The 21215-nt window shown below is 67.7% G+C and carries 18 protein-coding genes and 3 tRNA genes; 8 read left to right on the forward strand and 13 right to left on the reverse strand.

The features are described 5' to 3' along the window. Positions 1 to 22: 22 nt before the first annotated feature. A complete protein-coding gene (gene valS, locus GVV86_RS04140) occupies positions 23 to 2656 on the forward strand; it encodes a valine--tRNA ligase (protein WP_159801541.1) in 2634 nt (877 codons plus the stop codon). Between the two features lie 95 nt (positions 2657 to 2751). On the opposite strand, the gene GVV86_RS04145 is transcribed toward valS, so the two are convergent. From GVV86_RS04145 to GVV86_RS04170, 6 genes are all read right to left on the reverse strand, one after another. Continuing rightward, positions 2752 to 3366: a mycothiol-dependent nitroreductase Rv2466c family protein gene (locus GVV86_RS04145; protein ID WP_159801543.1), complete on the reverse strand. Its 615-nt coding sequence runs from the start codon at positions 3364 to 3366 to the stop codon at positions 2752 to 2754. A gap of 132 nt (positions 3367 to 3498) precedes the next feature. After that, on the reverse strand, positions 3499 to 4791 hold the full coding sequence (gene clpX / locus GVV86_RS04150; RefSeq protein WP_159616887.1) for an ATP-dependent Clp protease ATP-binding subunit ClpX: 1293 nt from the start codon (positions 4789 to 4791) through the stop codon (positions 3499 to 3501). 139 nt (positions 4792 to 4930) lie between these two features. Then, on the reverse strand, positions 4931 to 5605 hold the full coding sequence (locus GVV86_RS04155; protein WP_159801545.1) for an ATP-dependent Clp protease proteolytic subunit: 675 nt from the start codon (positions 5603 to 5605) through the stop codon (positions 4931 to 4933). A gap of 48 nt (positions 5606 to 5653) precedes the next feature. Further along, the gene (locus GVV86_RS04160; protein WP_133402674.1) at positions 5654 to 6250 is read right to left on the reverse strand and encodes an ATP-dependent Clp protease proteolytic subunit; all 597 of its coding nucleotides are present in this window, start codon (positions 6248 to 6250) and stop codon (positions 5654 to 5656) included. A 262-nt stretch (positions 6251 to 6512) separates the two neighbouring features. Then, positions 6513 to 7898: a trigger factor gene (gene tig / locus GVV86_RS04165; protein WP_159801547.1), complete on the reverse strand. Its 1386-nt coding sequence runs from the start codon at positions 7896 to 7898 to the stop codon at positions 6513 to 6515. 89 nt (positions 7899 to 7987) lie between these two features. Next, positions 7988 to 8061, reverse strand: a tRNA-Pro gene (locus GVV86_RS04170). Between the two features lie 112 nt (positions 8062 to 8173). Between GVV86_RS04170 and GVV86_RS04175 the strand changes: the two genes are divergently transcribed. After that, positions 8174 to 8244 (forward strand) — tRNA-Gly (locus GVV86_RS04175). 77 nt (positions 8245 to 8321) lie between these two features. On the opposite strand, the gene GVV86_RS04180 is transcribed toward GVV86_RS04175, so the two are convergent. Further along, entirely contained in the window at positions 8322 to 8795 is a 474-nt protein-coding gene (locus tag GVV86_RS04180) for a ribose-5-phosphate isomerase (protein WP_159801549.1), read from the reverse strand. A gap of 242 nt (positions 8796 to 9037) precedes the next feature. Here GVV86_RS04180 and pepN point away from each other — a divergent pair, with 242 nt between their 5' ends. From pepN to GVV86_RS04200, 4 genes are all read left to right on the forward strand, one after another. After that, positions 9038 to 11590 (forward strand): aminopeptidase N, encoded by a 2553-nt coding sequence (gene pepN / locus GVV86_RS04185; protein WP_159801551.1) that lies wholly within the window; start codon positions 9038 to 9040, stop codon positions 11588 to 11590. Between the two features lie 3 nt (positions 11591 to 11593). Continuing rightward, positions 11594 to 12082 carry an OsmC family protein gene (locus GVV86_RS04190; protein ID WP_159616897.1) on the forward strand — a complete coding sequence of 163 codons (489 nt, stop codon included), beginning with the start codon at positions 11594 to 11596 and terminating at the stop codon, positions 12080 to 12082. Between the two features lie 78 nt (positions 12083 to 12160). Then, entirely contained in the window at positions 12161 to 12784 is a 624-nt protein-coding gene (locus tag GVV86_RS04195; RefSeq protein ID WP_159616899.1) for a mechanosensitive ion channel family protein, read from the forward strand. Continuing rightward, the gene (locus GVV86_RS04200) at positions 12781 to 13269 is read left to right on the forward strand and encodes a globin (RefSeq protein WP_281406909.1); all 489 of its coding nucleotides are present in this window, start codon (positions 12781 to 12783) and stop codon (positions 13267 to 13269) included. The genes GVV86_RS04195 and GVV86_RS04200 overlap by 4 nt, the downstream gene beginning before the upstream one ends. 242 nt (positions 13270 to 13511) lie before the next feature. Here GVV86_RS04200 and GVV86_RS04205 read toward each other — a convergent pair whose 3' ends face one another. Next, positions 13512 to 14177 carry a DUF8185 domain-containing protein gene (locus GVV86_RS04205; RefSeq protein ID WP_159616901.1) on the reverse strand — a complete coding sequence of 222 codons (666 nt, stop codon included), beginning with the start codon at positions 14175 to 14177 and terminating at the stop codon, positions 13512 to 13514. Between the two features lie 283 nt (positions 14178 to 14460). Here GVV86_RS04205 and GVV86_RS04210 point away from each other — a divergent pair, with 283 nt between their 5' ends. Further along, a complete protein-coding gene (locus GVV86_RS04210) occupies positions 14461 to 15351 on the forward strand; it encodes an acyl-CoA thioesterase (protein WP_159616903.1) in 891 nt (296 codons plus the stop codon). Between the two features lie 211 nt (positions 15352 to 15562). Here GVV86_RS04210 and ettA read toward each other — a convergent pair whose 3' ends face one another. After that, positions 15563 to 17245: an energy-dependent translational throttle protein EttA gene (gene ettA, locus GVV86_RS04215; RefSeq protein WP_159616905.1), complete on the reverse strand. Its 1683-nt coding sequence runs from the start codon at positions 17243 to 17245 to the stop codon at positions 15563 to 15565. Positions 17246 to 17309: 64 nt separating this feature from the next. Beyond that, on the reverse strand, positions 17310 to 17888 hold the full coding sequence (locus GVV86_RS04220; protein WP_159801553.1) for a single-stranded DNA-binding protein: 579 nt from the start codon (positions 17886 to 17888) through the stop codon (positions 17310 to 17312). A 208-nt stretch (positions 17889 to 18096) separates the two neighbouring features. Between GVV86_RS04220 and GVV86_RS04225 the strand changes: the two genes are divergently transcribed. Then, positions 18097 to 18834: an SGNH/GDSL hydrolase family protein gene (locus GVV86_RS04225; protein WP_159616909.1), complete on the forward strand. Its 738-nt coding sequence runs from the start codon at positions 18097 to 18099 to the stop codon at positions 18832 to 18834. 134 nt (positions 18835 to 18968) lie between these two features. On the opposite strand, the gene GVV86_RS04230 is transcribed toward GVV86_RS04225, so the two are convergent. The 3 genes from GVV86_RS04230 to mptB all read right to left on the reverse strand — a co-directional run bounded on the left by GVV86_RS04230 (position 18969) and on the right by mptB (position 21126). After that, positions 18969 to 19041, reverse strand: a tRNA-Arg gene (locus GVV86_RS04230). 72 nt (positions 19042 to 19113) lie between these two features. Next, entirely contained in the window at positions 19114 to 19530 is a 417-nt protein-coding gene (locus tag GVV86_RS04235) for a DUF3224 domain-containing protein (RefSeq protein WP_159616911.1), read from the reverse strand. A gap of 93 nt (positions 19531 to 19623) precedes the next feature. After that, the gene (gene mptB / locus GVV86_RS04240; protein ID WP_425483338.1) at positions 19624 to 21126 is read right to left on the reverse strand and encodes a polyprenol phosphomannose-dependent alpha 1,6 mannosyltransferase MptB; all 1503 of its coding nucleotides are present in this window, start codon (positions 21124 to 21126) and stop codon (positions 19624 to 19626) included. Between the last annotated feature and the right edge of the window lie 89 nt (positions 21127 to 21215).

The following is a 21215-nucleotide window of genomic DNA, read 5'->3' on the forward strand; positions in this document are numbered from 1 at the left end:
GCGTCATGGAAGAATGGACACCATGGCCGAAAACATTCAGGGCACAGACACGCCCGCCCACCAGCCCGTCAACGTTCCCGACAAGCCAGCCCTCGAGGGCCTTGAGCCGCGCCTGGCCAAGCAGTGGAGGGACAACGGGACGTACGCGTTTCGCCGGGATACCACCCGGGAGGAGGTGTACTCGATCGACACTCCCCCGCCCACGGCGTCGGGTTCGCTGCACGTCGGGCACATGTTCTCCTACACCCAGACGGACGTGATGGCGCGCTTCCAGCGCATGCGGGGGAAGAACGTGTTCTACCCCATGGGCTGGGACGACAACGGCCTGCCCACCGAGCGCCGGGTGCAGAACTACTTCGGGGTCCGCTGCGAGCCCTCGGTCCCCTACGACGCCGGCTACACCCCGCCGGCCCAGCCCGCGAAGAACCAGCGGGACTTCGACGCCGTCTCCCGGCGCAACTTCATCGAACTCTGCGAGCAGGTCGCGGTCGAGGACGAGAAGGTCTTTGAGGACCTCTTCAGCACCCTCGGCCTCTCCGTTGACTGGAACCTGACCTACCGCACCATCGACGACACCTCACGGGCCGTCTCCCAGCGTGCCTTCCTGGCGAACCTCGCCGCGGGGGACGCCTACCTCGCCGAGGCGCCGACCCTGTGGGACGTCACCTTCCGCACCGCGGTGGCCCAGGCCGAGCTTGAGGACCGTGAGCAGCCCGGTGCGTACCACCGCATCGCCTTCTCCACCCCCGACGGCCAGAAGATCCACGTCGAATCGACCCGGCCCGAGCTCCTGCCGGCCTGCGTTGCCCTGGTGGCCCACCCCGACGACGAGCGCTACAAGCCGCTGTTCGGCACCACCGTCACTTCCCCGCTGTTCGATGTCGAGGTCGAGATCAAGGCCCACCCGCTGGCCAAGCCCGACAAGGGCAGCGGCATCGCGATGATCTGCACCTTCGGTGACCTCACCGACGTCACCTGGTGGCGCGAACTGCAGCTGCCCACCCGCGCCGTGGTCGGCCGCGACGGGCGCATCCGCACCGAGACCCCGGAGTGGATCGCCACCGACCGTGCCCGGGAGAACTACGCGGCCCTGGCCGGCAAGACGATCTTCAGCGCCAAGGAGGCCGTCGTCGATCTGCTCCGTGCCAGCGGCGACCTCGACGGCGAGCCCAAGAAGATCCTGCACCCGGTGAACTTCTACGAAAAGGGCGACAAGCCGCTCGAGGTCGTCACCAGCCGCCAGTGGTACATCCGCAACGGCGGGCGCGACGCCGACAAGCGCGAGCGGCTGCTCGCCCGCGGCCGGGAGATCGACTTCCACCCGGCGTTCATGCGCTCCCGGTACGAGAACTGGATCGAAGGCCTCAACGGCGATTGGCTGGTCTCCCGGCAGCGGTTCTTCGGGGTGCCCGTGCCGGTCTGGTACCGCCTGGACGCCGACGGCGAGCCGGATTACGAGAACCCGATCGTGCCCTCCAATGAGTCCCTGCCGGTTGACCCGGCCGGTGAGCCGGCCCCCGGCTTCGAGGAGAGCGGCAGGAACCAGCCGAACGGGTTCATCGGAGACGCCGATGTGCTCGACACCTGGGCGACGTCCTCGCTGACCCCGCAGATCGTCGGCGGCTGGTCGCGGGACGAGGAACTGTTCTCCCGCGTCTTCCCCTTCGACCTGCGCCCCCAGGGCCACGACATCATCCGCACCTGGCTGTTCTCCACCGCGGTGCGCGCCGACGCACTGCAGGACTCCCCGCCGTGGCGCCACGCGGCGCTCTCCGGCTGGATCCTGGACCCGGACCGCAAGAAGATGTCCAAGTCCAAGGGCAACGTGGTAGTCCCGACCGACGTGCTTGAGCAGTTCGGCTCGGACGCGGTGCGCTACTGGGCCGCATCGGCCAAGCTTGGCGCCGACACTGCCTACGAGATCAACCAGATGAAGATTGGCCGGCGGCTGGCCATCAAGCTGCTCAACGCGTCGAAGTTCGTGCTGAACCTCGGGGCCACCGAGGCCTCGGCCTCCCCCTCGGCCCTGCCGCGGGTCACCCTGCCCATCGACCTCGCCCTGCTGGCGCAGCTGCGCGAGGTCACGGCGCAGGCGACGGCGGCATTCGAGAAGTACGACTACGCGCGGGCGCTCCAGCTCACCGAGTCCTTCTTCTGGACCTTCACCGACGACTACGTGGAGCTCGTGAAGGACCGCGCCTACGGTGCGGCGGGCGAGGACGCGAAGGAGTCGGTGCTCACGGCCCTGGCCACGACGCTCGATGCCCTGCTGCGGCTGTTCGCCCCCTTCCTGCCCTTCGCCACCGACGAGGTCTGGAGCTGGTGGCGGGAGGATTCGGTGCACCGCGCGCCGTGGCCGTCCGCCGACGCCCTGCAGGGCCTCGACGGCGCCGATCCCGAGCTGCTCACCTCCGTCGCCCTGGCGCTGGGAGGCGTGCGCAAGGCGAAGTCCGAGGCGAAGGTCAAGCAGCGCACCGAGGTGGCCACCGCCGTCGTCACCGCGTCGCCGGCCCGCGTGGCGCACCTGCGTGCGGGTCTTCCCGACCTGCTCGCCGCCGGCAATGCACGCGACCTCACCCTCGCCGAGGGCGACGGCGACCTGACGGTCTCCGCGGTGGAACTGGTCCCCGCCGAGGTCTCGCCCGCCGACGCCTAGGCACTTGTATCGGATCCAGGCCCGCAACGACAACGGCCCCGCGCAGTGCGCGGGGCCGTTTGTGTGCCTGCCGCCGGGAGGGCGGCGTCGACCCCCTACTCGAAGCTGGGGTCCTCGGTGCGGGTGCGCTTGATCTCGAAGAAGCCGGGGAACGAAGCGAGCTGCACGGCGGCGTCGAAGATGCGGCCGGCTTCCTCCCCCCGGGGGATGCGGGTGAGGACCGGGCCGAAGAAGGCGGTGCCGTTGAAGGCGACGACCGGGGTTCCCACCTCGTCGCCCACCCGATCGATGGCCCCCTGGTGCGAGGCGCGGAGCTTGGCGTCGAATTCGTCAGTCGAACCGTAGTCGGCCAGCTCGTCCGGAAGCCCCACCTCGGCGAGGGCTTCCTTGATGACCAGTTCGAAGTCCCGGTTGCCGTCGACGTGGATCCGGGTGCCCATGGCGTCGTAGAGCGGCTTGGTGTACTGGGCGCCGTGCAGCGTCTCCGCCGCGATCAGGACGCGCACCGGCGCCCAGGCCGAGTCCATCAGGGTCCGGTAGTCCGGCGGAAGGTCGCGGCCCTCGTTCAGCACCGCAAGGCTCATCACGTGCCAGTCGATGCTGATGCTGCGGACCTGCTCGACCTCACCCATCCATCGGGATGTCACCCAGGCGTACGGGCACACCGGGTCGAACCAGAAGTCGGCCTTCTCGGCTACGGAATTTTGCATGGGGGTACTCCTTTTGGGGTTGGGACAGTTCTGTTCGCGGCGGACCGCGGCAGAAGAGAACGGCGCCGTGCCCCTCAGGGCACGGCGCCGATGCCGGGTACAGGCGGTTTCTCTACAGGATGGGGGTGGGAACTAGGCGGACTTGTTGCGGCGCTTGGCCACGACGTCGTGCGAGATCAGCGTCGGCTCGGCGCGCTTGGCGACGACGTCTGCGGTGATGACGACCGAGGCGACATCGTCGCGGCTTGGCAGGTCGAACATGACCGGCAGCAGCACTTCCTCCATGATGGCCCGCAGCCCGCGGGCGCCGGTTCCCCGCTCCAGGGCGAGGTCGGCGATCGCCTCGAGCGCCTTCGGGTCGAAGGACAGCTCGACGCCGTCGAGCAGGAACATCTTCTGGTACTGCTTCAGCAGGGCGTTCTTGGGCTCGGTGAGGATCTGCATGAGCGCCGGACGGTCAAGGTGGGTCACCGTGGTGATCACCGGAAGCCGGCCGATGAACTCCGGGATCAGCCCGAACTTCAGGAGATCCTCGGGCATGACGTCGCCGTAGCTGACTTCCTCGTTCTTCAGTGAGCTCAGCGGCGCACCGAACCCGATGCCCTTCCGGCCGGCCCGCGACCCGATGATCTCCTCGAGGCCGGCGAAGGCGCCGGCGACGATGAACAGCACGTTGGTCGTGTCGATCTGGATGAACTCCTGGTGCGGGTGCTTGCGCCCGCCCTGCGGGGGAACCGACGCCACGGTCCCCTCGAGGATCTTCAGCAGGGCCTGCTGGACGCCCTCGCCCGAGACGTCGCGGGTGATCGAGGGGTTTTCGCTCTTCCGGGAGATCTTGTCGATCTCGTCGATGTAGATAATGCCCTGCTCGGCCTTCTTCACGTCATAGTCCGCGGCCTGGATCAGTTTCAGGAGGATGTTCTCGACGTCCTCGCCCACATACCCGGCCTCCGTGAGCGCCGTCGCGTCGGCGACGGCGAACGGAACGTTCAGCCGCCGGGCGAGGGTCTGGGCCAGGTAGGTCTTGCCGCAGCCGGTCGGACCGATCAGCAGGATGTTGGACTTGGCGATCTCCACTTCCTCCGCACCGGGCGTGCCGGTGAGCGTTCCGGCCGTGCGCGGGGCGCTGCCGGACTGGATCCGCTTGTAGTGGTTGTAGACGGCAACGGCGAGGGAACGCTTCGCGGGCTCCTGGCCCACCACGTACTCCTGCAGGAAGTCGAAGATCTCGCGGGGCTTGGGCAGTTCGAACGTGCCAAGGTCCGCGACCTCCGAAAGCTCCTCTTCGATGATCTCGTTGCAGAGGTCGATGCATTCATCGCAGATGTAGACCCCGGGGCCGGCAATGAGCTTCCGCACCTGCTTCTGGCTTTTTCCACAGAAAGAGCACTTCAGCAGATCCGCGCTCTCACCAATGCGAGCCATGTGTCAGTCCCCTTACGTGGTACTTGGATGCTGTTTCCACTCTAGGCCACATGATCCCGCGAATCAGTACCAAAATGCCCGTAGTGCCAAACCTGGCACTACGGGCATCGGCGGCCGGGCCGGGAGCGGCCGGTGGAAATTACGGCGTGTTGATCATCGGCTGGACCATCTTGCGCGAGGTCAGGACCTCGTCGACGAGACCGTAGGAGACCGCTTCGGCCGCCGTGAGGATCTTGTCGCGCTCGATGTCGCGGTTGACCTGCTCGGTGTCGCGCCCGCTGTGCAGGGCGATGGTGTCCTCGAGCCAGGTGCGCATGCGCATCACTTCGTTGGCCTGGATCTCGAGGTCCGAGGCCTGTCCGCCCTGCCCGCCCGAGAGGGCCGGCTGGTGGATCAGGACGCGGGCGTTCGGCAGCGCCAGGCGCTTGCCGGGCGCACCGGCGGCCAGCAGGACGGCGGCGGCGCTGGCGGCCTGCCCGAGGCACACCGTCTGCACCTCCGGACGGATGAACTGCATGGTGTCGTAAATCGCCGTCATGGCCGTGAACGACCCGCCGGGCGAGTTGATGTACAGCGTGATGTCGCGCTCGGGGTCGGTGGACTCGAGCACGAGCAGCTGGGCCATGATGTCGTCGGCCGAGGCGTCGTCAACCTGGGTGCCGAGGAAGATGATGCGGTCCTCGAACAGCTTCGTGTACGGATCCTGGCGCTTGAAGCCGTAGGGCGTGCGCTCCTCGAACTGCGGCAGAATGTAGCGGCTTGAGGGCATCTGGTGTGCCTGCGACCCGGCCGTGGCCGAGAAATTGGTGTTCATGGGGGTCTCCTGGTGGAAAGGCTGTGAAAGGTAGGAAACTGCGGGCACTTACGGGCGGTGGGTTCCGCCGCCGCCGGACACCGTGCCGGCGTGGGCCGAGATGTGGTCGAAGAACCCGTACTCGAGGCCTTCCTGGGCGGTGAACCACTTGTCGCGGTCGTTGTCCTTGAGGATGGTCTCGACGCTCTGGCCGGTCTGCTCGGCAGTCAGCTCAGCCATGACCCGCTTCATGTGGAGGATCAGTTCGGCCTGGATGCGGATGTCGGAGGCGGTGCCGCCGATGCCACCGGAGGGCTGGTGCATGAGGATGCGCGCGTGGGGGGTGGCGTAACGCTTGCCCTTGGTGCCGGAGGACAGCAGGAACTGGCCCATCGAGGCGGCGAGGCCGGTGGCGACAGTGACCACGTCGTTCGGGATGAACTGCATGGTGTCGTAGATGGCCATGCCGGCGGTCACCGAGCCGCCGGGCGAGTTGATGTACAGGAAGATGTCCCGCTCCGGGTCCTCCGCCGAGAGCAGCAGGAGCTGGGAGCAGATGACGTTTGCGTTGTCGTCCCGCACCTCGGAACCGAGCCAGATGATGCGCTCCTTGAGGAGCCGGTTGAAGATGTAGTCATCGCGTCCGCCCGGATCGGCGGTCGCCATGCTGGGGGTGGTTGGTTCGGTTGCCATTCTCGTTAACCTCTCACTCTGGCGGGCGCTTCCCCGAGAGGGGCTGCCCGTCCGTTTGTCTCACATTGGACACTAACCCGCCCCGGCGAATTTTTGCTCCTGCTCCGGGAACTGTTCGCTGACGGCGCACCACCCCGGGCCGGGCATTTCCGGTCGGAACCGGGGCCGCCGGGGCAACGCAAAAGACGCCGCGGCCCGGGGGGCCGCGGCGTCTTTTCACGCTGGTGGAACGGGATCAGGCGCGCTGCGCGTCGTCGCCCTCGGCGACCTCGGCAGCCGGCGCGTCCTCGACGGTGTCGTCGACGTCGACGGTCTCGGTGTCATCGGCGCCGGGACGCACGAAGTCGGTGAGATCGACGGCGTCACCGTTGGAGTCGGTGACCTTCGCCAGTTCGAGGACCTTGGCCAGGGCCTTGCGGCGCCGGACCTCTCCGACGATCATCGGGACCTGGCCGCTGGAGTCGAGCATCTGGGCGAACTGGTTCGGCTCCATGCCGTACTGGCTCGCGGTCGAGACGATGTAGTCGATCAGTTCGGCCTGGCTGACCGAGACCTCTTCCTTCTCGGCAACGGTGTCGAGGATGATCTCGTTGCGGAACGCGCGCTCGGTGTTGGTGCGCACCTCCGCACGGTGCTCCTCGGTGTCGTGCTCTTCGCCGGCGTTGCCGGCGTTGTCGGGCTTGAAGTGCTGCTCGAGCTGCTCGGCGATGACGGCCTCGGGGACGGGCACCTCGATCATCTCGACGAGCCTGTCGAGGACCTTGTCGCGGGCTTCGACGCCCTGGTCGACGATCTTGCTTTCGGCGGCGCGCTTGGTGAGGTCCTCGCGCAGCTCGGCTGCGGTGTCGAACTCGCTGGCCAGCTGAGCAAAGTCGTCGTTGACCTCGGGGAGCTCGCGCTCCTTGACGGCCTTGACGGTGACGGTGACCTCGGCGTCGGCGCCGGAGTGCTCGCCGCCGGCGAGCTTCGTCGCGAAGGTGGCGGACTCGTCGACGCTCAGGCCGGTGACGGCCTCGTCCATGCCCTCGAGCATGGTGCCGGCGCCGACCTGGTAGGAAAGGTCCTGCGCGGAGTCGACCTCTTCGCCGTCGACCTTGGCGCTGAGGTCGATCGTCAGGAAGTCCCCGTCCGCGGCCGGGCGGTCGACGGTGTTCAGCGTGCCGAAGCGGCTGCGCAGCTCGTCCACGGCCTTATCGATGTCCTCGTCCGATGCCTTGGCGGCCTCGACGGTGACCTCGATGCCCGAGTAGTCGGGCAGTTCGATCTCGGGGCGGATGTCCAGCTCCACGGTGAAGACGAGCTGGCCGTCCTTCTTCGCGGGATCCGGAACCTCGGTGATCTCCACCTCGGGGCGGCTCAGCGGCCGGATTCCGGTCTCCTTGACGGCGTTCTGGTAGAACCCGTCGAGCCCGTCATTGACGGCGGTCTCGATGACGTAGCCGCGGCCAACGCGCTGGTCGATGAGCTGCTGGGGAACCTTGCCCTTGCGGAATCCAGGAACCTGCACCTGACCGGCGATCGTCTTGTAAGCCGCGTCGATGTTCGGCCTGAGTTCCTCGAACGGGACCTCGACATTGAGCTTCACCCGCGTGGGGGAAAGGTTTTCGACAGCGCTCTTCACAGCGTAGGACTCCTGAGTGATTGGGATAGTTTCCGTATTGAAAACGAGGACTCGGTATCCGAGAATACTGGGGTCCTCGACATACGGAGTCGGGGTGACAGGAGTTGAACCTGCGACTTCCTGCTCCCAAAGCAGGCGCTCTACCAAGCTGAGCTACACCCCGAGAGTGCGAGAGCCAGTCTACGTAACTTTGACCCCCGTTGCACATTTGGCGAATGCAGCCCACCTGTGGTGTAGTTATATGCGTTCCGGAGAGCCTCTGAGGCCCGGAATCCGGGGATGTAGCTTAATGGTAAAGCCTCAGTCTTCCAAACTGATTACGCGGGTTCGATTCCCGTCATCCCCTCGGAAACGAAAAACACCCGGACGTCTGAGACGTCCGGGTGTTTCTGTGTGCGCTGCCGTGGGGGCGGGCCGCAGTGCCTAGTCGGGGACGTCCCCGGTGGCTTCGTAGTCGGCGATCTTGCCGATGCGGCGCACGTGGCGATTGTCGTTGCTGAACGGCTCGGCGAGGAACGCCTCGATGATTGAGGTCGCCTCCTCGACGCTGTGCTGGCGCCCGCCGACGGCGATGATGTTCGCGTCGTTGTGGTTGCGGGCCAGCCGGGCGGTGTCGAGGTTCCAGGCCAGGGCGGCGCGGATGCCGCGCACCTTGTTGGCGGCGATCTGCTCGCCGTTGCCGGACCCGCCCAGCACGATCCCGAGCGCCTCCACCCCTGCGGCCTGGTCGGCGACAACGGCGAGGGCCGCGTTGATGCAGAAGCGGGGGTAGTCGTCCTCGGGGTCGTACTCGGTCGGGCCGTGGTCGACCACGTCGTAGCCGGCGGTGCCGAGATGGCCGACAAGGTGGGCGCTGAGCTCCATCCCTGCATGATCTGTGGCGAGGTGGACACGCATGAGCATTCCGTTCAGTCGGGGGTGATTCCGCCTCCAGCCTACTGCCAAGGCGCCGGGGCTTCCGCTCCCCCGGGCACGACGCCCGGCCCACCCCGAAGGCACCCGTTTACCGGAAGTCGGTCCGCCGGAACGCCCAAAGGGAGGTGCTCAAAAGGAAAAAGTGGAAGAATACGAAACGCTGCGCAGGGCGACCCCGACGCGGCGTCCTTGTTCCCCACCCTGGAGGCGACCCCTTGCCCGGCATGAACCTGACGCGCAGCGAAGCCAGCGTCCGCTCCGAACTCCTGCAAGTCCACTCCTACGACATCAACCTTGACCTGATGCGCGGGGAGCGCGTGTTCGGCTCGAGGACGGTGATCCGCTTCGATGCGGCCCAGGGCGCCTCAACCTTCATCGATGCCGTGACCGACACGGTGCACCGCGTGAGCCTCAATGGCGTGGAACTCGATCCCGCTCAGGTCGCCGACGGGCACCGCATCGCTCTGCCGGACCTCGCCGCCTCCAACGAGCTCGTCGTCGACGCCGACATGCTGTACATGAACACAGGCGAGGGGCTCCACCGCTTCGTCGACCCCGTGGACGGCGAGGTCTACCTCTACACCCAGTTCGAGGTTCCTGACTCCCGGCGCGTGTTCGCGGTGTTCGAGCAGCCAGACCTGAAGTCGACCTTCCGCTTCACCGTGACCGCGCCGCCGCACTGGGATGTCATCTCCAACTCCCCCACCCCCAAGCCCGTCGCCGCCGCCGCTGCCGGCGAGGAGCCGGCACGCTCCACCTGGTCGTTCGAGCCGACGCCGGTCATGTCCTCCTACGTCACGGCCCTGATCGCCGGGCCGTACCAGGCGGTGCGCAGCGAACTGACGAGCGCTGACGGGCGCACCATCCCGCTTGGGGTCTTCGCCCGCCGGTCCCTCATGCAGCACCTCGACGCCGAAAACATCTTCAAGCTCACCCGCCAGGGCTTCGAGTTCTATGAAAAGCAGTTCGGCACGCCGTACCCCTTTGAGAAGTACGACCAGCTGTTCGTCCCGGAGTTCAACGCCGGGGCCATGGAAAACGCCGGTGCGGTGACGTTCGTCGAGACCTACGTCTTCCGCTCCCGCGTCCCCGAGGCCACGGTGGAGCGCCGGGCCATCACCATCCTCCACGAGCTGGCCCACATGTGGTTCGGCGACCTCGTCACCATGAAGTGGTGGAACGACCTGTGGCTCAATGAGTCCTTCGCCGAGTACATGTCGACCCTGGCCGCCGCGGAGGCGACGGAGTTCACCCAGTCCTGGACCACGTTCGCCTCGCTCGAGAAGTCCTGGGCGTACCGCCAGGACCAGCTGCCCTCAACGCACCCGATCGTCGCCGAAATCAAGGACCTCGATGACGTCCAGGTGAACTTCGACGGCATCACCTATGCCAAGGGCGCCTCGGTGCTCAAGCAGCTGGTCGCCTGGGTCGGCCAGGAGAAGTTCATGGAGGGCGTGCGGGAGTACTTCTCCCGGCACTCCTGGAAGAACACCGAGCTCAAGGACCTGCTCGTCGAACTCGAGAAGGCCAGCGGACGCGACCTCACCCGGTGGTCCTCGCTGTGGCTGGAGACCGCCGGCGTGAACACCCTGCGCCCCGAGTTCACCGTGACCGAGGACGGTGTGATCACCGCCTTCTCCATCGCGCAGTCCGCGCCCGAGGACTACCCCACCATCCGCCCGCACCGGCTCGCGGTCGGCTTCTACGACCTCGACGACGAAGGCCGGCTGACCCGGGTGGCCCGGATGGAGCTCGACGTCGACGGTGAGCGCACCGAGGTTCCCGAGGCCGTGGGGCAGCGCCAGCCCGCCCTGGTCCTGCTGAACGACGACGACCTCGCCTACGCCAAGATCCGCCTTGACCCGGCGTCGCTGCGCACCTCCATCCGCCACCTGCGGAACTTCGCCGATTCGCTGGCCCGCACCCTCGTGTGGGGCTCGGCATGGGACGCGGCGCGGGACGGCGAGACCCCGGCGCGGAACTACGTCGAACTGATCATGCAGAACATCGGCGAGGAATCCGATTCCTCGGTGGTCCTCGTGCTGCTCCGCCAGCTTGCCGCCACGCTCACGTTCTACGTCAACCCCGAGGACCGGCAGGCCATGAGCGACGCCGTGGCCGACAGCCTGCTCGAACTCTCCGAGGCGGCCGGGCCCGGCTCAGACTCGCAGCTCCAGTTCATTAAGGCGTTTGCCACCCATGCCCGGACCGACGCCCAGCTCGACGTCGTCGAGGCGATCCTGACCGGCACCTCCGTCCCTGAAGGGCTGACGGTCGACCCGGACCTCCGCTGGGAGCTGCTCACCTCACTCGTCGCCGGGGGCCGGTACGGGCAGGAGCAGATCGACGCCGAACTCGAGGCCGACTCCACGGCGACCGGCCAGCTTGCGGCCGCCCTGGCACGCGCCGCGGTGCCGACCGCGGAGGCCAAGGCCGACGCCTGGACCGCCATCGTGGAGCGCAGTGACCTGCCCAACGCCGCCCAGCGGTCGGCGATCCAGGGTTTCACCCGCGTCCACGACACCGCACTGCTTGAGCCGTACGCCGCGAAGTACTTCGACTCGGTCCGGGAGGTCTGGGACTCGCGCACCTACGAGATCGCCCAGCAGATCGTCGTCGGCCTGTACCCCTCCCGGCTCGTCTCCGAGGGCACGCTCGAGCGGACCGACGCGTTCCTGGCCGAACTCGGCGACGAGATTCCGTCGCTGCGGCGCCTGATCCTCGAGAACCGCGACGGCGTGCAGCGGGCGCTGCGCGCCCAGGCCGTGGACCGGTAGCCCGTGAACCTCTCCGAACATCGATACAACGTGGCGGTGAAGTGGACGGGGAACCTCGGCACCGGCACCTCGGGCTACCGGGAGTACAGCCGGGAGAACGAGGTCACCGCCCCCGGGCTGCCGCTCCTTCCGGGCACCGCCGATCCGACCTTCCATGGGCAGAAGGACCGGTGGAACCCGGAGCAGCTGCTCCTGGCCGCCCTGTCCCAGTGCCACCTGCTGTCGTACCTGCACGTGGCAGTGAAGGCGGGCGTGACAGTGACCGCCTACGACGACGACGCCGAAGGCTTTCTGCGGCTCAACCGCGACGGCACCGGCGAATTCACCCGCGTTCTCCTCCGTCCCCGGGTGACGGTCGCCTCACCGGAGGACGTCGAGAAGGCCACCGGGCTTCACGCCCAGGCCGCTGCGACGTGCTTCATCGCCCGTTCGGTGAACTTCCCGGTCGACCATGAGCCCGTCACGGTCCTGGCGGACCCGGCGGTAGCCTAGTAACAGCAGCGCCGCCGGACCCCCGCACCGGGCGGGAGCTGGCCCCGCGGCACCCACGAAGGAAGCAGTAACACCGGCATGGAACTCTTTCCGGAGCTTGGCTACGGCGGGCGCGTCATCGGCGCGGTCCTCATCCTGATCGTCGCCCTCATCCTCTGGCTCATCGTCCGCTACCTGGTGCACCGGTCTGTGACCCGGGTCCAGAACGGCTATAACGTCTTCAAGAAGCCCCACTTCCGGTGGGCGCAGCCAGTACTGCGCTCACTCGACACCGGGCGGCGCAGCCAGCGGGCCGAGACCATCGGCGGACTCCTCACCAGCGTCGCCGCCGTGAGCCTCGCCGTGATCGCCATCACGATGGCCTTGGGCGAATTGGGCCTGCAGATCGGCCCCATCCTTGCCAGCGTCGGCATTGTCGGCATTGCCATCGGTTTCGGCGCCCGGGAGGTTATCCGGGACGCGTTCCTCGGCTTCTTCATCACCATCGAAGACCAGTACGGCATCGGGGACACCATCGAGATCGGTGAGACCGTCGGCGTGGTGCAGTCCGTTGGTCTGCGCATCACGCGCATGGTCGATGCGAACGGTGCCATCTGGTACGTGCGCAACGGCGACATCACCAAGGTGGGCAACCGCTCGCAGGGAAACTACATCGAGCCGGCGCCGGCGGACCAGCCGGAGACGGCAGGAGAGAAGCCATGACCGAACCCGAGCCGATGCTCCAGGAGACCATTCCGCTGACGCCTGGACGGCCGCCCCTGCCTGCGGACCGGGTCATTCAGGTCGGGCAGGGCTTCACCCAGCCCGACTACAACTTCTACGAGGCGGTCGGCGGCCACCCCACCTTCGTGAAACTGATCGACGTCTTCTACGACGGCGTGGCCCAGGACGAGATCCTGCGGCCCATGTACCCGGAGGAGGACCTCGGGCCGGCCAAGGAGCGCCTGCTGCTGTTCCTCGAGCAGTACTGGGGCGGGCCGAAGACCTACGGCGAGCAGCGCGGACACCCGAGGCTGCGCATGCGCCACATCCCCTTCCAGGTCACACCGAAGGCCCGCGACGCCTGGCTGCGCCACATGCGCACCGCCGTCGACTCCCTGGACCTCGCCCCTCTGCACGAAGCGACCCTGTGGGACTACCTCGACCGGGCGGCACAGTCCATGGTGAACGCTGCCGACCCGGCCTGACCTCCACCCCATCGAGGACGCACCAATTACCGGCGGCACGGCCCGTTGGCAGTCGATGCTGCACCCTCGATGGTGGTGTGAGCCGGAGGCCGCAGCCCGTGCTTTGCCCCCATCATGGAGAACGCACCAGTTACCGGCGGCACGGCCCATGGGCGGTCAGTGCTGCGTCCTCGATACTGCGCCGGAACGCGCCGTGGGTGTCCCGACCGCCGGCCGGCGGCAGGTGGAACTCTCAAGGGCGTCTAGAGAACCGCGGCGGCCCGCACCAGCACATGCCCGCGCGACGTGCTCAGCCGGGTCCACCGGCCGTTGGTGAACAGCGACGGCGTTTCACCGTCAGCGAGGAACCCCAGGGCGAAGGCGCCGAAGGCGGCTCCGGCCGGCAGGCCCGCGGGGGCTCCGGGGATCGCCCTCCCCCAGACCGTGCCGCGCCGGTTGTTGACCATCAGCGCTCCGGCGCGGTCGGGAAGGCTGCCGGCGACGTCGGCGATCCCGGCCCTCGCCGCCTCTTCGAGTGCGTCGGTGGCGAGCGTCCCCGCAGGCTCCCAGCCGGAGCGGGGCGGCAGCACTCCGGCCCAGTTCTGCCGCAGTGTCGTCGTCGGGACGGCGAAGACGACGTCGTCCCGCATGCGCGCCAGCCGGTCGGAGACCGAGGCCAGCGCCACCGTCACATCGACGCGGGCCGGCTCCGCGAGGGGCATGGTGCGCAGTCCGAGCACCGTGGGGATCGCCTCACCGAGCACAGCGGGTCGCAGCATGCAGACGTAGGCAGCCAGGACGGTTCCCGAGGCCTGGAGCCGCACGGCGCCGTCATCGGTTGCCCGCGCCCGCGCCGTGAAGGTGCGCAGGTCGGCCGAGACCTGGGCATCGGGGAAGACGAGGTGCGTTGACTCGAGTGCCCCCGTCACTGCCGGGCCCACCGTTCGCAGGGAACGGGGTACTGGACGACCGTGGCGGTGTGTCCGTTGGTATCGCCGTCGCCGCAGCGCGGCGGGAGAAGGACTGGGAGGGTACGGGGCATGGATCCATCCTCTCAAACCCGCCGCCCGCGGACCATTCGGCCGGACCGGTGGCCGGAGCGCCGGGTGCCGCCTTGAGGCGCCGGTATCGGTACGTCTAAGGTCAGCAGTAGGCCCGGACGCCTGCGCAAAGGATCCGGAGAACGCACCCGCCCCGAGGAGACACCGCCCCATGGCCGCAGAGCCCCGCACCGACCCCACGCTCTCGCTGCTGTCCCTGCTCGACCTGAGCAGCGCCGACGGCGCGCAGACCGACGAGGACATCTTCGTTGGGACTTCGGCCCCCCAGCCGGGCAAGCGGGTGTTTGGCGGGCAGGTGCTGGGACAGTCGCTCATTGCGGCGATCCGGACTGTCGAGCCCACCCGGGAGGTGCACTCGATGCACGCCTATTTCCTGCGGGCCGGCGACGCCGACCTGCCCATCACCTTCGGCGTGCAGCGCCTCCGTGACGGCAGGTCCTTCTCCGCCCGGCGCACACACGCCTACCAGGACGGCGTGCCGATCCTGTCGATGATCGCCTCCTTCCAGGAGCCCGACGAGGGCCTGACCCACCAGGACCCCATGCCCTCGGGCGTGCCGGACCCGGAATCGCTGCCGAGCACCGCCGACCTGCTGGGCGGCTTCGACCACCCGGTGGCCAAAGCCTGGGCCTTCGACCGCCCCTTCGACGTCCGTCACCTCGACTCCCCGCTCTACGTCAGCAACGACGGCGTCCGCGAGCCGCGCAACGCCGTCTGGATGAAGACCTTCGGCCCGATGCCCGACGACGACGGGCTGCACCGGGCGGCCCTGGCCTACGCGAGCGACTACACGCTGCTCGAGCCGATCCTGCGGCCGCACGGGCTGAGCTGGATCCACCCGGGAATGAGCGTGGCCAGCCTCGACCACGCCATGTGGTGGCACCGCCCGGTGCGGGTCGATGAATGGCTGCTGTATGTGCAAAGCTCCCCCAGCGCCTCGGGTGCCCGCGGGCTCGCCGCCGGGAAGATCTACAACCGGGCCGGGGACCTCGTAGCCAGCGTGGCGCAGGAGGGCATGGTCCGCGTGCCCCGGGAGGGCTGAGTACCCCGGCTTTCCCGGCCGGCCGGGCATTCCGCTCCCGGCCCGGACGACGCCTCCGCTGGACCGCACCGCGGCTCCCGGCACAGTGCAGAAAGACACGGACCGAACGGTCCGTGTCTTTCTGCGTTTATCCTTCGCGCGGCCTGCCGTTGCTGGCGGGCGGAGGCGCCGACCGGCCGGAGCCGGTCGGCGTCCGCCGTCGACCGTTGCCTTAGCCGCGGGTCAGGCGGCGGTGGGTGACCCGGTGCGGCTTGGCCGCGTCGGGGCCCAGGCGCTCGATCTTGTTCTCCTCGTAGGCGTCGAAGTTGCCCTCGAACCAGTACCACTTGTCCGGCTCGGCCTCGGTGCCCTCGTAGGAGAGGATGTGCGTGGCCACCCGGTCAAGGAACCACCGGTCGTGCGAGACGACGACGGCGCAGCCCGGGAATTCAAGCAGCGCGTTCTCGAGGCTCGAAAGGGTTTCGACGTCGAGGTCGTTGGTGGGCTCATCGAGCAGGAGCAGGTTGCCGCCCTGCTTGAGGGTCATGGCGAGGTTAAGGCGGTTGCGCTCACCACCGGAGAGCACCCCGGCCTTCTTCTGCTGGTCGGGGCCCTTGAAGCCGAACGCCGAGACGTAGGCCCGGGACGGCATTTCGACCTGGCCGACCTGGATGAAGTCATGACCACCCGAGACGACCTCCCACAGGGACTTGTTCGGATCGATTCCGCCTCGCGACTGGTCGACGTAGGAGATCTTGACCGACTCACCAATGCGCAGCTCGCCGTCGTCAAGCGGCTCAAGCCCGACGATGGTCTTGAACAGCGTGGTCTTACCCACACCGTTGGGGCCGATGACGCCCACGATGCCGTTGCGCGGCAGCGAGAAGGAGAGCCCGTCGATGAGCACGCGCTCGTCATAGCCCTTGCGCAGGTTCTTCGCCTCGATGACCTGGCTGCCCAGGCGCGGTCCCGGCGGGATCTGGATCTCTTCAAAGTCGAGCTTCCGGGTCCGCTCGGCCTCGGCCGCCATCTCCTCGTAGCGGTTCAGGCGCGCCTTGGACTTGGTCTGGCGGCCCTTGGCGTTCGAGCGCACCCATTCGAGTTCCTCGGTGAGGCGCTTGGACAGCTTGGCGTCCTTCTTGCCCTGGACTTCGAGGCGGGCCCGCTTCTTCTCCAGGTAGGTGGAGTAGTTGCCCTCGTAGGGGTAGAGGTGGCCGCGGTCGACCTCTGCGATCCACTCGGCCACGTGGTCGAGGAAGTACCGGTCGTGGGTGACAGCCAGCACGGCGCCCTGGTAGGCGGAGAGGTGCTGCTCGAGCCAGAGCACGCTTTCGGCGTCGAGGTGGTTGGTGGGCTCATCGAGCAGGAGCAGGTCCGGCTTCTGGAGCAACAGCTTGCACAGGGCGACGCGGCGGCGCTCACCACCGGAGAGCACGGTGACGTCGGCGTCCGGCGGCGGGCAGCGCAGGGCGTCCATGGCCTGCTCGAGCTGGGAGTCGAGGTCCCACGCGTCGGCGGCGTCGATGGCCTCCTGCAGCTGTCCCATCTCGGCCAGGAGCGTGTCGTAGTCGGCGTCCGGATTCGCCATCTCCTCGGAGATTTCATTGAAGCGCTCGATCTTGCCGTAGATCTCCGCCACGCCCTCCTGGACGTTGCCGAGCACTGTCTTCTCCTCGTTCAGCGGGGGCTCCTGAAGCAGGATCCCGACGGTGTAGCCGGGGCTCAGGCGCGCTTCGCCGTTGGAGGGGGTGTCGAGGCCGGCCATGATCTTGAGGATGGTGGACTTACCGGCACCGTTCGGGCCGACCACGCCGATCTTTGCGCCGGGGAAGAAGGACATGCTCACGTCGTCGAGGATCACTTTGTCGCCGACGGCCTTGCGGGCCTTGGTCATTGTGTAGATAAATTCCGCCATACCACTAAGGCTAGTGCGTGGCAGGGTATATCTCACATTCCGCACAGAGCCGCTCCCTCCTGTGTCAGTGGGCGGCACCGGCCTTCGTGGCTGACCTTCCTCCACCGTCTGCCAGGTCGCCTTCCCCGCCTTCGGGCCCATGTTCTGCGTCGAGTCCTTCCACGGTGCCCAGGTTGTCCGGCGCATCAAGGATCTGACCGGTGGCAGGGTCGACACCCTCCGGCACCGGGCCGTGCGCCCCGTTTCCGGGTTCCTGGGTCTTCTCGGTCTTCTCCGTCTTCTCCGTGGAACTCCTCCGGAACGCCGCGGTCCCCCACATCAGGTCGTGGCCGACCGACTCCGCGTCGATCTCCACCGAGGTTCCGGTCCGCCCGTCCTCCGTTGACCACGGACGGACCTTCAACCGTCCGTAGACGACGACACGGTCGCCCTTCTTCAGGCTCGCCGAAGCGTTAGTGGCAAGCTGGCGGAACATCGAAATCGAGTACCAGTTCGTGTGCCCGTCGACCCAGGCGGCGGCCTCCCGGTCGTAGCGCCGTTCGGTCGTACACATGCGGAACCCCGCAATCGGCAGGCCGCTGGGCGTGAGCGCCAGCCGCACCTCCGTGGCAACGTATCCCCGCACCGTGATGGTCTCGTTCATTGTTGTTCCTTCCGCCCGGAATCGCCTTGGACCGGCCGAACACCGGCCCTGGTGAAAGTCTGCTCAGGTCCAGCCGGGTTGGTCCCGGATGGGCCGCGTATGTGGACATCTGGAGGGCACCGACCTGGCCCGGGGCTGGGTTTTCGGCGCGTCCGGGCGGACGCCGGAAGTTAGCATGGGGACGAACCCGAGCTGCAAAGGGGACAGCATGGCTGGACATACCCGCCGAACCGGAATCCTGCCCGTTGCAGGGGCCGCCGCGGCAATGGCGCTGATCGCCTTTCGAGCCGCTCTTCGACGGCGGACTGCCCGCCGCCGGGCCACCCGACGGGCTGCGGTCGCCATGCCCGCCGGCACGGGGACCGCCAACACCCGCACCGCCGCCGCGGGTACGGCCACCACTGGTACGGCCACCGCACGGACCATCGGCATCCTCTCGGACTCCCACGCTTACGGGAAGCATTCGTGGTGGCGCCAGACGGTCGTTGCGGGCGCCGTGCCCGGGCTTCGGCTCGGGCCCTACGAATCCCATCCCGGGGCGCAGACAGTGGGCCTGGTCGACCGCCTCGATGCGGCGGTCCGACAGGCGGACCTGGTGGTGGTGCAGGCCGGAACCAACGACATCCGCAAGGGACGGTCTTCAGAACAGGCCGCCGAGGGCGTGCGCGTGCTCTGGGACGGGATCACCGCACGCGGCGCCGCGCCCGTTGCTGCCCTCGTGCCGCCGTCGGACACGCAGCCCGCCCTCGCCGTCGAGCTGAACCGGCTGCTGAGGACTGCCGCGAAGGCCCGGAATATGCCCCTGCTCGATGTGTACACCCCGGTGGCGGCGGCCGACGGGTCGTGGCGCGCCGGGCTCAGCAACGATGGGATCCACTCCAACCGGAAGGGCTCGGACCTGATGGCGGAGGCGGCCCGCGGGCAGCTGGCCGGGCTGACGAACTGAACCCGCACGACCCCGGCCGCATGCACTGAAAGCGGGGATCAGGCTGCCGGCCAGAGCGGGCCGACGGACAGCTGCCCGACATTAACGGAAAGCGGCCCGACCGGACGGAAGCCCGGTCGGGCCGCTTTCTTGAGTGCCCCCGGCAGGATTCGAACCTGCGACCAGAGGATTAGAAGGCCCCTGCTCTATCCCCTGAGCTACGGAGGCATCACAGCCAGTTTACTATGCGGGACGCGACCCTCCGGAGAGATTCGCTGCCGGAGGATCCCGCAGCCGGACCTAGTCGGTGGGTCCGAAGGAGACCTTCAGCTCGAGCCGGTGCTGGCCGTCGGGGTCCTGCGAGTAGGTGGCCTTGCCCGAGATTCCGGCGAGTCCATCGGTTCCCGAGCCCGGAACGATGTGCCCGGAGGCGGCAGCCTCGGAGCCCTCCGCCACGCCCCAGTGCTGCACGGTCATTGAGCCGGACCGTCCGCTCACATACCCGGTGAACTGCTCGGAGGCGACGTATCCGGCACCGAGGTCATTGCCCGCCATGAGCAGTTCGGCGGTGCTCATGCCGGAGATCTCCCCGGTGAACACTTTTACCGCCCGCACCCGGGACAATTCGCAGCTGCTCCCCTCCACCTGGTAGGGGTGGGGGTCCCATTCGGTGATCTCATATTCGCCGCGGAACAGGGTTTCTTCGAATTCGGTCATCCTCCAAGTATCACCGCTGACGGCGGCAACCGCATGCCGGGCGATGCTGTCGCGGCCCGGCCGAAGTTCAGCCGGAACCGGAATCCGCTGTCCTCAGCGCAGCATTCCCGGACCCCGGGGACGGAACCGCCGGCGGAAGAGGACCTTGGTGCGCGGGTCGAGGAAGACGAGGTACAGGGCGAAGGCGAAGGCCACCACGGCCGCGAGCTGGCGTGCCACCGCCAGACTAAGTTCGAAGTAGGGGAAGATGTCCAGCTGGTCCGAAATGGCGTAGATCATGAAGAAGGAGACGGTGAAGTACAGGGTCTTCACCTGCCAGTCCTCGCGGATCCCCGTCACCGCGAACAGTGGGATGAGCCACACCACGTACCAGGACTGGATGATGGGCGCCAGGAGGACGACAGCGGCGAGCGCCAGGGCCAGTCTGCGCACGAGGCGCGCATGGCTCCCAAGGAAGATCTGGTGGGCGATGATGGCCAGCGAGGCGACCCGCGCCGCCTTGTGCACGAGGTCGGCCAGGAACCACCCGTCCAAGCCCAGGGCACCGGCGAGGGTGGCGACAACCAGGCCGAGGTAGCCGATCGGTGCGTACCAGATCCAGATGCTCCCCGGCGTGCTCAGCGCCCCCACCCAGCCGAAACCGAAGCCGTTGATCAGTCCCAGAATCCACAGCAGGCCCAGCGAAAGTCCCGCGGTCATGCCCCAGTAGACGAACTTGCGCTTCCACGACGCCCCCTTGCCGGCCCACATCAGTCCGATGAACGGCAGGAAGAGAAGGGTGATGGGTTTGATGGCGACCGAGAGGGTCACCAGGAGGATGCCCCGGAGCGGGCGGTGAACCGCGGCGAGGTACAGGCCGGCGAGCGCCAGGCCCAGCATCAACGCATCGTTGTGGATGGAGGCGACGAAGTTCGTCAGGAACAGCGGGTTCGCGGCGGTCAGCCACAGGGCGCGGTTCGCATTGATGCCGTGAAGCGCTGCAAGTTTGGGCACCATCACCACACACAGGGCCACCCCGGCCAGGGCGATCACCCGGAAGAGAATGATGGAGAAGTCAGGCTGCCCGCCGGTGATGCGGACCACCAGCTCCTCAAGCCAGAGGAACACCGGGCCGTAGGGGGTGGGGCTCTGGGCCCAGAGGTCGTCGGCGCCGATCTGCAGGTAGTTCGAGATCTGCGAATAGCCGTCTCGATACGGATTGAGGCCGGCGACCATCACCTGCCCCTGGGCGATGTACGCGAAGACGTCCCGGCTGAACAGCGGCAGCGCCACCGCCATGGGCGCCGCCCAGGCGATCACGGCCTTGAGCACGTAGGGGCGCGTCTCCGGCCCCCAACCGTGCAGGCGCTGCCCGAGGCGCAGCCAGGACCGGACCAGCAGCATCCCGCCCACCGCCAGAACCAGCACCGACACCACGGCGCCGGCGGGTTCGAACCTCAGCCAGATGATCAGCGGGATTCTCCGCAGTTCAACCGACGCCAGGGAAAGCCACCCGACCCCGAGGGATCCGGCCCACATCATCAGTGAGCCGATGAATCCCTGGAGGATCGCCGTGTTCGGCCGGTCGACGCGCGGTGCCGATGAGGGCTCAGTCACTGGGACCTGGGCGGTCATCTACGGGTATCCAATCGTTGGTCGGCACTGGCGGGACTGGGCGCACCACTACCCTCGGTCAGCAGCACCGG

Source organism: Arthrobacter zhaoguopingii (genome assembly GCF_009828595.1).
Lineage (GTDB): Bacteria > Actinomycetota > Actinomycetes > Actinomycetales > Micrococcaceae > Arthrobacter_D > Arthrobacter_D zhaoguopingii.